This is a genomic window from Rhizobium sp. P1_E6, assembly GCF_056405875.1.
Genome location: NZ_JBFUBG010000119.1, coordinates 1 through 15,361, shown reverse-complemented (window position 1 = coordinate 15,361; position 15,361 = coordinate 1). Strand labels below are relative to the sequence as shown.

General features: G+C 60.1%; 7 protein-coding genes and 4 pseudogenes. 8 read left to right on the top strand and 3 right to left on the bottom strand.

Features of this window, described 5'->3' with window-relative positions; translation table 11 throughout:
- The 5 genes and pseudogenes from AC1D35_RS31880 to AC1D35_RS31860 form a co-directional block, all read left to right on the top strand.
- Nucleotides 1-197, top strand: a pseudogene (locus tag AC1D35_RS31880) (AglZ/HisF2 family acetamidino modification protein); the annotation flags it as partial.
- Nucleotides 198-212: 15 nt separating this feature from the next.
- A complete protein-coding gene (locus AC1D35_RS31875; protein ID WP_477941843.1) occupies nucleotides 213-2,354 on the top strand; it encodes a bi-domain-containing oxidoreductase in 2,142 nt (713 codons plus the stop codon).
- A 136-nt stretch (nucleotides 2,355-2,490) separates the two neighbouring features.
- The gene (locus tag AC1D35_RS31870) at nucleotides 2,491-4,128 is read left to right on the top strand and encodes a heparinase II/III family protein (protein ID WP_477941842.1); all 1,638 of its coding nucleotides are present in this window, start codon (nucleotides 2,491-2,493) and stop codon (nucleotides 4,126-4,128) included.
- 74 nt (nucleotides 4,129-4,202) lie between these two features.
- Entirely contained in the window at nucleotides 4,203-5,318 is a 1,116-nt protein-coding gene (locus tag AC1D35_RS31865) for a glycosyltransferase family 4 protein (protein WP_477941840.1), read from the top strand.
- A 465-nt stretch (nucleotides 5,319-5,783) separates the two neighbouring features.
- A pseudogene (locus AC1D35_RS31860) lies at nucleotides 5,784-6,098 on the top strand (helix-turn-helix domain-containing protein); the annotation flags it as partial.
- 81 nt (nucleotides 6,099-6,179) lie between these two features.
- Here the strand turns inward: AC1D35_RS31860 and AC1D35_RS31855 are convergent.
- Nucleotides 6,180-7,153 (bottom strand): annotated as a pseudogene (locus AC1D35_RS31855) (IS110 family RNA-guided transposase).
- Between the two features lie 69 nt (nucleotides 7,154-7,222).
- Between AC1D35_RS31855 and AC1D35_RS31850 the strand changes: the two are divergent.
- Together AC1D35_RS31850 and AC1D35_RS31845 are read left to right on the top strand one after the other, a co-directional pair.
- Nucleotides 7,223-7,824, top strand: a pseudogene (locus AC1D35_RS31850) (IS630 family transposase); the annotation flags it as partial.
- 354 nt (nucleotides 7,825-8,178) lie between these two features.
- Nucleotides 8,179-8,463, top strand: a complete 285-nt coding sequence (locus AC1D35_RS31845) for a hypothetical protein (protein WP_477941838.1) — start codon at nucleotides 8,179-8,181, stop codon at nucleotides 8,461-8,463.
- A gap of 243 nt (nucleotides 8,464-8,706) precedes the next feature.
- Here the strand turns inward: AC1D35_RS31845 and AC1D35_RS31840 are convergent, their stop codons facing one another.
- Together AC1D35_RS31840 and msrA are read right to left on the bottom strand one after the other, a co-directional pair.
- Nucleotides 8,707-9,147, bottom strand: coding sequence for a response regulator (locus AC1D35_RS31840; RefSeq protein WP_477941835.1), 441 nt, complete (start codon nucleotides 9,145-9,147; stop codon nucleotides 8,707-8,709).
- A 227-nt stretch (nucleotides 9,148-9,374) separates the two neighbouring features.
- A complete protein-coding gene (msrA, locus tag AC1D35_RS31835; protein ID WP_477941833.1) occupies nucleotides 9,375-10,085 on the bottom strand; it encodes a peptide-methionine (S)-S-oxide reductase MsrA in 711 nt (236 codons plus the stop codon).
- A gap of 202 nt (nucleotides 10,086-10,287) precedes the next feature.
- On the opposite strand from msrA, the gene AC1D35_RS31830 reads away from it, so the two are divergent.
- Nucleotides 10,288-15,361: MG2 domain-containing protein (locus tag AC1D35_RS31830; protein WP_477941831.1), on the top strand; the 5,074-nt coding region annotated here is incomplete at its 3' end.

Genomic DNA, 15,361 nt, shown 5'->3' with positions numbered 1-15,361 from the left:
TAGACCTAGCGCGACAGGTCAGGGCCGCGATTTCCACCCCGATGTCGATCCTTGGGGGCGCCGGCAGCATCGATGACATGCAGAAGCTGATCGATACGGTTGGCATTGTCGGTGCGGCAGCCGGAAGCCTCTTCGTCTTCAAAGGCGCCTTTCGCGCGGTTCTGATCAATTACGCCAGGCCAGCACGGCTAGCCTGACATCGAGGTTCATGAATGAAACAAATCCTGCAGGACATGGGAAATGGCACCACCTACATTGCCGAGGCGCCCACCCCGCATGCCAGCGCCAATACCCTACTAATTCACAGCACTGTGAGCCTGATCTCGGCTGGCACGGAACGAATGCTGGTGGATTTCGGCCGTGCATCCTACATCCAGAAGGCGCGCCAGCAGCCCGAGCGCGTCCGCATGGTGCTGGATAAGGTGCGCAACGACGGACTGATGTCGACGGTCGAGGCGGTCCGGTCCAAGCTGGCCCAGCCGCTGCCCCTCGGCTACTGCAATGTCGGCGTCGTCAGTGAAGCGGGCAAGAATGTCGGAGGCTTCAAGCCAGGTGACCGCGTGGTCTCTAATGGGTCGCATGCCGATGTCGTCCGGGTGAGCAAGAACCTCTGCGCCCGTATTCCGGACGCCGTAGACGACGATTCTGCCGCATTCGTTGTCGTCGCGAGCATCGGTCTGCAGGGTATTCGTCTGGCGCAGCCGACTCTTGGCGAGTGCGTTGTAGTGACGGGTGTCGGCCTAATCGGTCTCTTGACAGTGCAATTGCTGCGCGCCCAGGGCTGCCGGGTTCTGGCGATTGATTTTGACGAAGCCAAGTTGGCGCTGGCGCGGCGCTTCGGAGCTGCGACCTGCAATCCCTCAACCGGCGAGGACCCGATTGCCGCCGGCATGGCCTTCAGCGCTGGCGAAGGCGTCGATGCCGTGATCATTACAGCCTCGACCAAGTCCAACGATCCAATGAGACAGGCAGCCCAGATGAGCCGCAAGCGCGGCCGTATCGTACTCGTCGGCGTGACCGGCCTCGAACTGAACCGGGCGGACTTCTACACCAAGGAACTGAGCTTTCAGGTCTCCTGCTCCTACGGTCCCGGTCGCTATGACCCGACCTATGAAGAGGAAGGGATCGATTATCCTCTCGGTTTCGTGCGCTGGACGGAACAGCGCAATTTCGAGGCGGTTCTCGGCATGATGGCCTCGGGCCAACTCGACGTGAAGCCGCTGATCACGCACCGCTTCGACTTTGACGACGCGCCTTCCGCCTACACGCTGCTTACCGAGGACAAGCGCGCGCTCGGCATCATGCTCGACTACAAGCGCGACGCTGAAAATCGCGATGTGCGGAAGGTGTCGCTGAGCGAACTTCCYCAGAGCTTCAACCGCGCTCGTCCTGTTCTAGGCTTCATCGGTGCCGGCAACTACGCATCGCGGATGCTGATACCCGCCTYCAAGGCGGCTGGCGCACAATTCCACACGATCGTGACCTCCGGCGGCGTCAACGGTGTCATTCACGGCAGTCGTGCGGGCTTTGCGGAGGCGTCCACAGAAACGAGCGCCGTCTACGCAAACAGCGACATCAACACGGCCGTCATCGTCACCCGCCACGATAGTCACGCGCGCTTAATCGAGGAAGCATTGGCTGCCGGTAAGCATGTCTTTGTGGAGAAGCCGTTGGCCCTATCGCTTGAAGAGTTGCAAGGGGTTCAGGCTGCGTACCAGAAGGCCCATGAGAGCGGATCCGGTCCGCAACTAATGGTCGGCTTCAACCGACGTTTCGCACCGCAAGTGCTGAAGATGAAATCGCTTCTGACGCCGATCTCGCAGCCCAAGTCGTTCCTCATGGTGATGAATGCGGGCGCAATTCCTGCCAACCACTGGACGCAGAATCGCACGACGGGCGGCGGGCGGATCATAGGCGAGGCCTGCCACATGATCGATCTCATGCGCTTCCTAGCCGGGAGCCCAGTTGTCTCGGTTCAGGCGCTGCGCATGGGCGACGCACCCGGTGTGGAAATTGCCGAGGACAAGGCATCGATCACGCTCGGTTTCGCCGACGGTTCGTTCGGAACGATTATGTATCTAGCGAATGGCTCGAACAGCTTCCCGAAAGAGCGAGTGGAAGTCTTTGCTGCAGGCCGCGTCCTGCAGCTCGACAATTTCCGCAAGCTGCACGGCTTCGGTTGGTCCCAGTTCAAGAAGATGAACCTCTGGAAGCAGGACAAGGGCCAGTACGCCTGCGCCATCGCCTTCCTCAACGCGATCGGTGACGGAAAGAGCGCAATTCCGATCGAGGAGATCTTCGAGGTCAGCCGCGTCACTATCGAGGCGGCGGAGTTGCTTCGCGCGCAACAATAAGACACCAGCGTCAGTACGAACGCAGTTAAACTGTGCGAGGCTGGCGCTTAACTTTTTGATTGACGGCGTTTCCTGGCGTATGGCGCACCGCAATTTCGTGGAAATGCGGCTCGGGATCGCCAGGAAGGATGAATCCATGAACCTGGGCCGACTGGCAAGAACCGTTGCGCATCTCCAGCCGGGGCAGATTATCAACAGGCTTGTTCGACGGGTGCCGACGCCGAGCGATCTCGAAGGGCCGGAGCTTGCCCGGCGTGAGCCAAAAGCGTCATGGACGAATTTCACGCCGCATCCCGTGAGCATGCTCTCGCCAACCCGGTTTCAATTCCTTGCCGAGGCATTTGAACTGGAGGCCACTGCAGGTTGGAACAATCCCGCCTTGCCTCGCCTGTGGACCTACAATCTCCACTATTTCGACGATCTTCTCAGCAAGGCCGACGACGAGCGCGCGCACTGGCATCGCGACGCCATGGCGCGATGGATCAGGGAGAACCCGCCTGTTCAGGGGGCGGGTTGGGAACCCTATCCCTTATCGCGCCGAACGGTGACCTGGATTGCAGCCGCGTTAATGGGAGCACCGCTCCCGAATGGCTTCGCACAGAGCCTGACCATGCAGGGCCGCGCCTTGAGCAGGCAGCTCGAACATCACCTGCGCGGGAACCACCTTTTCGTCAACGCCAAGGCACTGATCTTCCTCGGATGCTTCTTCTGTGGCAAGGAAGCCGATGAGTTTCGCGCTTGCGGGCTCGACCTGATGGAAAAGGAACTCGCCGAACAGATGCTGGCCGATGGCGCGCATTTCGAGCGCAGTCCGATGTATCACGCGCTGCTGACTGAAGACATGCTGGATCTCGTTCAGCTTAGCCTGATCTATCCGGACGTCACGGCGTCGCAGGTCGGGACCTGGCGCAGTGCCGCCCTTGCTATGCTCGATTGGCTGGCCGCCATGACCCATCCTGACGGTGAGATCGCACTCTTCAACGATGCGGCATTTCATGAGGCTCGGAACCACGCGGCGCTCGTCCACTATGCGAGAGGCTTGGACCTTGCTGCCGGTGAGGCGACGCCGGGTTCCGTTTGGCTCAAGAACAGCGGATACATTCGCCTCTTAGAAGGCCCTTGGACGGCCATCTTTGACGCCGCCCCTGTCGGTCCGACCTACCTTCCCGGCCACGGCCATGCCGACACGCTCTCGGTAGAAGTTTCCGTTGGGGCTGAGCGGCTGGTGACGAACGGAGGGACATCCACCTATGAGAGCGATGCCCTGCGGCGAGCCGAACGCAGCACGGCGTCCCACGCGACGGTCGAGATCGACGGCCATAATTCCTCGGAAGTTTGGTCGAGCTTCCGCGTCGGGCGCCGGGCGCGACCGCGCAACGTTTCTCTCTCTGCAGATGGTAAAGAGGCGCACGCGTCCCACGACGGCTATCGCTTCCTTGCCGGCAAACCAGTCCACCAGCGCGCAGTATCGCTCGCCGGCAATACGTTGCGAATTACCGACACGATCCATGGCACTTCACCGCATCAGGCGATCGCTCGCTTTCCATTGCATCCCACCGTCACAGTAGAGGAAACCCGCGACAATGGCTGGCGTCTTCGCACGGCTGGAAACCGCCTGATCGAGGTTCGCGTCGAGGGTGCGGTCAAATGTTCAACTACCGATGGACAGTTCGCGCCGGAATTCGGGACCCGCTTGCCACGCAATGTTCTGGCGTGGCAGAAKACCGCACCTTTTGAACAGATCATAACGAACTTCGAGCTGATTTCCCAATGACGCGCCGCATTCTCCTTCTCACATATTATTTCCCGCCGGATCTCTCGGCTGGGTCATTCCGCGCCGCCTCGCTGGTGAAGGCGCTGGTCGAGGAAGGCGGTGGCGATCTGAAAATCGACGTCATCACGACCATGCCCAATCGCTACAACGCCATCGCGTCCGAGCAGGCACCCGAGCGCGAGGTGCAGGGCCGAACTACGATTACGCGCATCGCGCTGCCGCCGCCGGGCTCCAGTCGTCTGAACCAAATGAAGCGCTTCATCGGATTTGCACGCGCTGCCGTCCGGTTGGCGAAGGGGCAGAAATACGATCTCGTATTTGCCACCTCCAGCCGGCTGATGAGCGCGGTCCTAGCGACCTATATCGCACGACGCGCTGAGACGCCGCTCTACATTGATATTCGCGACATTTTCGTCGAGACGATGCTGACCCTGTCCAAGGGCAAGCCGTCCGGGCAGCTTCTGAAAGCGTTCGGGCTCCTGGAGCACTGGGCCGTGACGAGCGCAGACGGAATGAACGTCGTTTCCGGCGGCTTTGTCCCTTATTTTCAGGAGAGGTATGGCAAGGATCTCGAGCTGGATGTGTTCACCAACGGGATCGATGAATCGTTCCTGGCCGACTTTTCTTTGCTGACACCGAAGACGGATCAGGTTCTCGACGTCGTCTACGCGGGCAATATCGGTGATGGTCAGGGTCTGGACCTGATCCTGCCGGAGCTTGGCGCCCGGACAGTGGGCAAGGCACGCTTCCGCGTCGTGGGCGATGGCGGCCGGGTCGACGCACTGAGAAGCGCCTTGCAGGCCAGAGGCGTGAGCAACGTGATCCTCTCGCCGCCGGTACCGCGCGCGAAGATCATCGACATCTACCGCGACGCCGACATCCTTTTCCTGCACCTGAATGATATTGCTGCGTTCGAGYGCGTCATCCCCTCAAAGCTCTTCGAATATGCGGCAACCGGAAAACCGATCCTTGCCGGCGTCAGCGGCTTCAGCGCAAAGTTCATTGCGGAGGAGATTAGCAACGCGGCCTTATTCAATCCCTGCGATGTGGAAGGCGGACTGAAGGCATTTGAGCGCCTCCGGCTGGGTAYGACGAAACGCGAGGCCTTCGTTGCGAAATATGACCGTAGGGCAATCATGTCCCGCATGGCCAAGCGGCTGCTTGAAGTCGCGGCACAGAAGAAGCATTGACCCGTTGGACTTCTGGCAAGTGGCGCAGGCGGCTTCATCGGGTCATTCTCGTCTCGGCGATGCCACGTTGCCTCATAGCTGATCAAAGAAATCGTGGATCTGCGAAATCAGGCAGACGCGCCAGCCACGGCATTCCAGTGGGCCATGGCACGGATTCGATAATGTGAGTGGCGAGAGCCGCGCTTGTTATTCAGGCCGAGAGGGAAATTTTTCCCCGCATGACGTCGGGGACCAACCCTCGAACTCCGTCGCTCCGGGCTGTTTCAACCTTAACCGAGCGTCCTGACGGTCTTGATAGCTCAATCCCCTGGTGGGCATCAGGGACTAAATCTCCGAGGGCCCACCGCACTGTTATTCAAATGCACGCGGAATGGAACCTAGAGCAGGTCCTGCGATCGATGAATCGATTGTGAGGTGACGCGGCGAGCCTAGGCTGATTCAACATCCACAGCGAAGAGGTGGATGATGGCACAGGCGTTGAGCGATGATCTTCGACTACGAGTATTGAAAGCGTCTGCGGCAGGCATGTCAGCAAGACAGGCCGCGGCTCGGTTCGGGGTCGGGATTTCGACGGCGCTCCGTTGGATCGCAAGAGCGAAAGACGGTTAGCCGACCTCCCGACCGCAAGGTAGGAGGCGGCCGTCGGCGCTGGATGCACACGAGGAATTCGTTGTCGCATTGATCGAAGACCGTAAGGACGTGACGCGCGATGAAATGGTTGACCGCTTGTCCGTCGAGCGCCAGGTGAGGATCAGCCGAACTGCACTTGGTGCTTGGATGGACGTTTAAAAAACGTATGGCCCGCCCGTCTGCAAGAGGATTTTATGGTGTTCTGATCAGTCTGCGTCAACGTATACGGTCTCATGGGTAATCCCAATGGCCAAGATGGACATCCGCGCGTTCAGGCCCCCATAAGGCCGTCGGCACCACGTGCCATTTTTTACGCCCGATAGCTGTGTCGCTCTTCGAAAGCGATGGAAATGCCGCGCGGGCGTCATGGATCAGCAGCGTCCGTAGATATGTATTGCCGCGCTTGGATATCCCGAGCAGCCGAGGTTTACCGCCCGTGCTGTATTGCCTCGGAACCAATCCAAGCAAGGAGCCGAGATCTCGGGCTTTGGCGAAGCTGCTGGCATTGCCCACCGCGGCAACTAAAGCGGTTGCCTTAAGCACCCCGATACCCGGGATCGAGGTCAACCTGCGCGTCGCGGCACGTCGCGAGCCAACCGGGTAAACTCTTCGTTCAGCGTTGCGATCTTTGCGTCGAGTCCCTTCCATTCGGCACGCAGTCCCTTAGTCAGCCGAAGCATGCGTTGCGACAGCGTCTCGCTGTCCTCAGAAAGCATGGAATCCAATTCGAGCTCAATCCTTCTTCTGCCGGCAGGGAAGATCACACCACGTTCCTGTAGGATCGCCCTCATCTGGTTGAGAAGGTTTGTCCGCTCCGCAACAAGGCGGGAACGTACCCGATGTAACGTTCGGATATCCAACTGCTTGTGACTTTTGAGTTCGACGAAGCGCATTGTTGGGCGTGAGGCGGCTTCAGCGATCCCCTCGGCATCGCGTCATCGTTCTTCTGAGCCTTGATATACCGACGAACGTATTCCGGCGACATCAAACGGATCTCGTGACCCTGTTCTGCAAACAGCCGACCGAGATGATGCGCGCCGCAGCATGCTTCCATCGCAACCACACAAGCAGGAAGCTTCACAACATAGTCGATCAGCGTCTGTCGACGCATTGTTCGACGAACGACCCCAGCTCCCGCCGCATCGACGCCGACCACGCTGCAAGGAGTTCTTGCCCAGATCAATTCCAAGAATAGCAATAGACATTGGCTCGTCCTTCCCTTTCTCGATATCAGCATTGTACTCGATGCTGGCTGAAAGGGCCGGCCATCGCATAAGTCCGCACGTGCACTGGAGCAAGACCGGTCAGATGTCATGAAGCGTCGRCGCGTTTGGTTTGATGGCCAGCTCGACCTCGATCCGGAGAAGCTGACCTTCATCGACGAAACCGACCTTTCGACGAAGATGGCACGTCTACGTGGACGTGCACTTCGAGGCGAGCGTTGCCGAGCAGGCTGCCACACGGCCATTGGAAAACAACGACCTTTACCGGAGCATTGCGCCTCACCGGAATGACCGCGCCATTTGTTTACGATGGCGCCATGAACGGTAACGTCTTCCTGGCCTACGTCGAGCGGGTGCTGGTCCCGACTCTTCAGGTCGGTGATGTCGTCGTCATGGACAACTTGCCGGCACACAAGACATCCGGTGTACGGGATGCCATCGAGCGTGCCGGCGCCAAACTCATGTTCCTGCCGCCATATAGCCCCGACTTTAACCCCATCGAGAACGCATTCTCCAAACCGAAAGCTATGTTGCGAGGCCGGGCAGAGCGAAAGATCGATGCTCTGTGGGACGCAGTCGGCGCTTTGCTACCCCGCATCTCTCCTGCAGAATGCGCGAATTACTTCAGGGCTGCTGGATATGGCCCGGATTGAACAGGATCTGCTCTAGGTGTCGTCGAGCCATCAAATTGGTACGCGGTCTTGAAGGAGAGATGATTGGAGTTTCGGGCGTGGCTTCACGGCGATGTTCCTTTCGAGTACCGTGCCAGTTTGCCGGGGAAAGAGAAACTGGGTGGGCGGTGACGGTCCGCCGGCATGCTGGCGGGACACCGGAGGGAAGGACGGTTCAAGCACCCTCGCGCACTGTGAACATGGGTTACGGCGCAAACCTCCGGCCGCTTTGCGTGATGCTTCATGCACAGGAACAGGTGAGCACCAGTCTGCTGACGACATCGCTTATTAATATCGGTATAGAGATCTCCAAGCGCCACGCCGTGGAGTACTCTCATGAACGATCACACCTTCGTCAAGAGCGCGACGGGCGGGTATGCTGGTTCACCTGCTGACGAACAGCGTTATTGTCTAGTTAAATTCCAGACCACGTCCGATCCTTGCGACCGCTATCGCTTATCAAGAACACCAGCGATTATCAGACACGCACCTACAACGGCGATGCAGACGAATGACAACGTCATCAGGGACCATACTTCAACGCTGGTTCCGAGCCGCACCCCGATAGCGAGGATGATTAATCCCGCTCCGATGGCGATTACGCTGTTTTCAAGTGCGTGACGGTGAGTACGCTTTTCGCTCATACAATGGCTCAAAGAATGAGATTTAATAGAGTACGGTGTATTCTCTCTTGAACCCCGGCAAGTGGTACGGTCGTGGTTCTGCATTTGGTCATGAGAAAAGGTGTGGAGACGGAGGTTTCGATTATTCCCTTGGTCGGCCGAGGGGGCCGACCGTAAGTGAAAAACATGCCTCTTTTAGTCGATCTAGATTGATTTCATAGCCCTTATCAGACGGAACGCCTTACGCAAACACCGTCATCTGCGGCGGCACGACCGCGAGCATCCCGATGCGGCGGGCGGCAACGTATTTGACGAGCTGTTCCACCACTCGTGGCATGACGGGTTTTTGCACCACACCGAGCGCGCCTCGCACACCGTCTGCAACCGCTTCCGGATTGGCAGTCATGAAAACAACGGAAATACCGTGGTCTTCTGCGAGCCGCCGCCCTATCTCCGGCCCGGTTGCGCCGTCGGAGAGGTTGACATCGACGAAGGCGATGTCGGCAAGCGGGGCGAGTCTGAGCGCCGCTTCCCGGTCCGATGCGAGGCCTGCGACATGCACACCCATTTCCTCTATCGTCATTTCGAGATCGAGGGCGATCAACAGTTCGTCTTCGACAATCAGCACTCGCTGTTCCATGAGATGTTCCCGTTGCCAACTACGCATGACATTCGTGGCCATGACAGATCCCCTTCACGCCTTACTTCAGGAGACTCCGCTTCGTTGAAGACAGACTGCTTCGACGAGGCTCGCTGCTTAAACGGGCGATGCGACGATATGTTCCGATATGAAATGCAGCTTTTCTTAATTAAACATCTGTTAATATTGATAAATTATTAAAGTATGACCCTCAGTGAAAAAAGGCGGCCACTTTAGCCGCCTTCTAAAATTGCGATTTCAGCAGCGTCTCAACCCTTGGCCTTCAGCACCAGAACCGGGTCCGTGCTGTAGTCGGCCGGGAAAATCTGTTTCAGGTTCTCAATCTTCGGCAGGTCGTTATAGACGATGTAGGGGTAGGTCGGGTTCAGCGTCAGGAAATCCTGGTGATACTGCTCGGCCGGGTAGAAGCCGGTATAGTCGGTGACCTTGGTGACGATCGGCTGTTTGAAGACATGCGCCTTGTCGAGCTGGGCGATATAGGCTTCGGCGACCTTGCGCTGTTGCGGATCGGAGATGAAAAGCGCCGAGCGGTATTGGGTGCCCTCGTCCGGCCCCTGGAAATTGAGCTGCGTCGGGTTGTGCGCGACCGAGAAGAAGACCTGCAGGAGCTTGCCGTAGCTGACCTGCTTCGAATCAAAGGTCACCTTGACGGATTCGGCATGGCCCGTCGTGCCGGAGCTGACCGTTTCGTACTGGGCAGTTGCTGCTTGCCCGCCGGCATAGCCGGAAACGGCGCTTTTGACACCCTTCACATGCTGGAAGACGCCCTGGACACCCCAGAAACAGCCGCCGGCGAAGACCGCCGTTTCCATGCCGGACCGGCCCGCCTCGTCGACCGCGGGGGCTGGAATGACGACGGCATCTTCCGCCGCTTGGGTGGCGGCGGAACCGAAGCCGAGCGAAAGGGCTGCGGTTGCGAAAAGCGCGGCAAGGATCTTGCCTGACGTGGATTTGGGCATTTGGGCTACCTCCGGGACAATGCGGCAAAATCCTTGCCGATCAACGAGAAAGCTGCAAATCACAAGCTGTTCACTCACGCCGATGTGACGATTGCAAGAAACCGAATGTGTGAAACTGGAACAGGCTGAAAGGTGTGTTGACAATTCCCCGAGGAGTGGGGACATTGCCGGCCGGTCAGAGCCAGCACCCTGGGGGGATCCAATGTCTGTGCGCTCGTTCTTCGCCTTTTCCGTCATTGCAGCATTTACGATTGTAGCGAGCCCGCCAGCCTTTGCTGCCGACGCCAAGCGCGATATCGTCACCGTCAAGGACGCGGATTATTTCGGCTTCGACCTGCGCACCGAGCAGAATCTCTCGCTCGATCAGTGCAAGGCCGCCTGTATCGGCGACAAGAGCTGCAAGGCCTTCACCTATAATCCCAAGGTGAGTTGGTGTTTCCTCAAATCCGATTTCAAGACGATGAATGCCTTCCCGGGCGCCATTGCCGGCAGGATTGTCGAGACAACTGCCGCCGCTGCCGCGCCGAAAGAGCCGGATATCGGCGCTGCCCCCCGCCTGCCCTTTCTCTCCGACGACCTCGTTCAGCAGGCCCGCAATTTCCGCAACGATCTGGCGCTCGCCGACGACCAGCAAGGCCAGGGCGTCGAGAGCCTGACGGCAAGTGCACGCCTGGATCTCACCGGCGGCAATCTTACCGATGCGCTGAAGGCTTTTCACGGCGCGCTGTCGATCACGCCCGATGACGGCGATCTCTGGATCGAAACGGCGCGCGCCGCCACCTCGCTTGGCGCAGCTGACAGCGGCATCTTCGGTCAGGCGGTGATCGACGCGCTAAACGCCTACCAGCTGACGCGCACCACCAACAAGCGCGCCGATGCGCTGGCGGTGCTTGCCAAGGCCCTGGAAAAGAATGCCAATTATCGCGATGCGCTGAATAGCTACAAGGCAAGCCTTGCGCTCGTCAGCGCCAAGGATGTGCAGGCGGATTACCTGAAGCTTAAGCAAACTCAGGGCTTCCGCATCACCGAACATACTGTCGATGCCGACAGCGCCACGCCGCGCGCCTGCGTCACCTTCTCCGAGGCGCTGGTCAAGACGGTCGACTATACCCCCTTCGTGACCCTGAACGGCGCTGCACCGAAAGCGCTGGAAGCCAAGGACAAGCAGATCTGCGTCGAGGGTCTGACCCACGGCGAGACCTACAAGATCGGTTTGCGCACCGGCCTGCCCTCCTCCGTCGACGAGGTTCTGGAAGCGCCTGTTACAATCGACGTCTATATCAAGGACCGCAGCCAGATGGTGCGTTTTACCGGCGACAGTTTCGTGCTGCCATCGTCGGCGCGCCGCGGCGTGCCGATCGTCTCCGTCAATATGGCCACCGCCAATCTGAAGCTCTACCGCATCGGCGATCGCGGCATCGCGCCGCTTCTGACGAGTTCGCAGTTTTTAACACAGCTCGACGGCTATAGCGCCCAGAACATCCAGGACCAGAGTGGCGAACTCGTCTGGCAGGGCTCGATCGAGATCGCCAACGAGCTCAACAAGGATGTGGTGACCAGCTTCCCGGTCGACGAGGCACTGCCCGAGCGCAAGCCCGGCATCTATGTGCTGGTCGCCACCGCGCCGACCGGACCGGTGCAAGACTGGGATTCGCAGGCGACCCAATGGTTCCTTGTCTCCGATATAGGCGTCACCACCTATGCCGGCACCGACGGGCTCAACGTCTTTGCCCGCTCGCTTGCCTCCGCCAAGCCGATGGCCGGCGTCGAATTGCAGCTGCTTGCCAAGAACAATGAAGTGCTCGGCGCGGCCACGACCGATCAGAACGGGCGCGCCACCTTCACGGCCGGTCTGATGCGCGGCACCGCCGCACTCACACCTGCCGTCATCACCGCCAAGAACGGCACGTCCGACTATGTCTTCCTCGACATGACGCGCGCCGGCTTCGATCTTTCCGATCGCGGTGTCACTGGCCGCGCCGCGCCGGGAGCAATCGACGTGCTGCCCTGGACCGAACGCGGCATCTACCGCGCCGGCGAAACCGTGCATGCCGCAGTCCTTGCCCGCGACACGGACGGCAAGGCGATCGAGAACCTGCCGCTGACCTTCATCTTCTCACGGCCCGACGGCGTGGAAGACCGGCGCATCGTCCACCAGACGAGCGATCTCGGTGGCTATCAGGTGGACCTGCAGACGCAGGAAAACGCCATGCGCGGCACCTGGACGATGAACGTCTATACCGATCCGAAGGGCTCGGCGATTGCCACGAAGACCTTCCTCGTCGACGATTTCGTGCCTGACCGCACCGACATGGAGATCAAGACGGACTCCAAGGAGATCGGCACGGATACGGCCGCGACGATCGATATTTCCGGCAAATATCTCTACGGCGCTCCGGCCGCCGGCCTCACCGTCGAAGGCGATGTCGTCGTCAAGCCGACGCGCGAGAATGCGGCCTATCCCGGCTACCAGTTTGGGCTTGCAGACGAAGAGGCGAGCGAGGAGTCGCGTCAGCCGATCGACGGGCTGCCGGAACTCGACGAGAACGGCCAAGCCTCGACGGATCTGACGATCGGCGAACTGCCGGCCACGACCCAGCTGTTGAGGGCAACCGTCTATCTGCGTATGCAGGAGCCGGGCGGCCGCGCCATCGAGCGCTCGCTGGAGATCCCGGTCAAGACCGACGCGACCGCAATCGGCATCAAGCCGGAATTTGATGGCGACCTGCCCGAAAATGCGCTGGCGAACTTCACGGTGATCGGCCTTGATACTCAGGGCCAGAAGCAGGAGATGAAGGGCCTGCGCTGGAAATTCTACAAGCTGCGCCGGGACTATCAGTGGTATCGCGAAGGCACTGCCTGGAAATATGAGCCGACCTACACGCCCGAAGAAGTTGGCTCCGGCTCGGTGGTTGCGACGGCCGAAAATGGCGGCAAGATACAGACGAGGGTCAACTGGGGCCGCTACCGGCTCGAGGTAGAAAGTGCTGATGCCGACGGCCCGACCTCCAGCGTCGAGTTCGATGCCGGCTGGTTCGTGGCCTCGACATCGACGGAAACGCCCGACGGCCTCGAAATCGCGCTCGACAAGGATAGCTATCATGTCGGCGAGACGGCGAAACTGAAGGTCACGTCGCGCTATGGCGGCGAGTTGATGATCACGGCCGGCACGGAAAACCTGGTTGCCTTGCAGAACGCAACGATGGGTCAAACCGGCGGCGAGGTCGACATTCCCGTCACCGCAGACTGGGGTGCGGGCGCCTATGTGACCGCGACGCTCTTCCGGCCAGGCGATTCGCTCGACACCCATATGCCGGCGCGCTCGATCGGCATCAAATGGCTGAAGGTCGATCCGGCTGAGCGCGCACTGCAGGTCAAGATCGATACACCGGAGAAGATGCTGCCGCGCGGGCCGCTGGATATCGGCCTGCAGGTTTCAGGCGCCGGTGCGAATGAGGAGGCCTATATCACCGTTGCCGCCGTCGATGTCGGCATTCTGAACCTCACCCGCTACGAGCCGCCGAATCCGGAGGATTGGTATTTTGGCCAGCGCCAGCTCGGGCTTGAGATCCGGGATCTCTATGGAAGGCTGATCGACGGTTCGCTGGGCGCAACCGGCAAGCTTCGCACCGGCGGCGATGGCGGCGCGGTTGCGCTGCAGGCAAGCCCGCCGACGCAGAAGCTCGTCGCCTTTTTCTCCGGCCCGGTAAAGCTCGATGCCGAAGGCAAGGCAAAAGTCAGCTTCGACATTCCGCAATTCAACGGTACGGCCCGCGTGATGGCGCTCGCCTGGACGAAAACCGGCGTTGGCCACAGCGCCAAGGACGTCATCATCCGCGATCCGGTCGTCGTCACCGCAAGCCTGCCGAAATTCCTCGCTCCGGGGGACAAGGCCAATCTGCGTCTCGACATCGCCAATACCGATGCGCCGGCCGGCGACTACAAGCTGACGCTGACCGGCAACAGCGCCCTCAGCATCGACGGGCCTGCCGAACAGGCTCTCAGGCTCGAAGCCGGCGCCAAGTCCGACCTGACGCTGACGCTCGTCGGCGGCGAACCGGGCCATGGCAGTGTGGCAATCAACCTGTCGAATGATCAGGGCCTGTCGCTCGACCAGGTGGTCGACGTGCCGGTGCGGCCGTCCTCCTTGCCGGTCACCGAACGGCGCGTCATTGCGCTCGCGCCCGGCAAGAGCCTGACGATCGATAAGAACCTGCTTGCCGACAGCGTGCTTCCGGGCGCTTCGATCGCCGTCAACGTCACGCGCTCGGCCGCCTTCGACATTCCGGCCCTCCTGATGACACTCGACCGCTACCCGTTCGGTTGCGCCGAACAGACGACGAGCCGGGCCATGCCGCTGCTCTATCTCGCAGAAGTCGCCAAGCAGGCCGGCATGGATGAGACGGATGACGACATCCACAAGCGCGTGCAGGATGCGATCTACCGCGTGCTCTCCTACCAGGCCTATGCCGGAAGCTTCGGTCTGTGGGGTCCGGATTCCGGCGATCTCTGGCTCGATTCCTACGTCACGGACTTCCTGACGCGGGCGCGCGAGCAGAAATACGACGTGCCGGACCGCGCCCTGGTGCAGGCGTTGGAGAACCTTCAGAACTCGCTCTCCTACACGACGGACGTGAAAGGCAAGGGCGATGAGATCGCCTACGCCCTCTACGTGCTGGCGCGCAATAAGAAGGCGGCCGTTAGCGACCTGCGCTACTATGCAGACACAATGATCAACGACTTCCCGACGCCGCTCGCCAAGGCCCATATCGCCGCAGCACTTGCGCTCTATGGGGATGCGACTCGCTCGAAGAACATTTTCGTCGATGCGCTGCAAATGTCGAAACAGTCGATGGTGACCCGCGTGAACTTCTCGCGCACAGACTATGGCTCGGTGCTGCGCGATGGTGCGGCAATCCTAGCGCTTGCCGCGGAAAGCCGGCCGGTTCCCCCCGTCATTCCAGACCTCGCCAAGGCGGTCGCGCGGGAATGGGATCGCAGCAAATATACAAGCACCCAGGAACAGGCCTGGATGCTCCTGGCGGCGCGTGCCCTGCAGAACGGCGACGACGATCTGAAGGTCAACGTCAACGGGGCTGAACGGACTGGCGCCTATATGGCGAAGATGACCGGTGACGCGCTGATCGACCATCCGCTCACACTGACGAGCGCGACGAGCGACACGGTCTCGGCCGTCGTCACCACGGTCGCCGCCCCTGTCAAGCCGCTGCCGGCCGGCGGCAACGGCTTCACCATCGAGCGGACCTATTACACGC

Coding starts and splice junctions, on each gene's coding strand:
- AC1D35_RS31845 (WP_477941838.1), top strand. CDS start 8,179: ATGAACGATCACACCTTCGTCAAGAGCGCGACGGGCGGGTATGCTGGT.
- AC1D35_RS31840 (WP_477941835.1), bottom strand. CDS start 9,147: ATGGCCACGAATGTCATGCGTAGTTGGCAACGGGAACATCTCATGGAA.
- msrA (WP_477941833.1), bottom strand. CDS start 10,085: ATGCCCAAATCCACGTCAGGCAAGATCCTTGCCGCGCTTTTCGCAACC.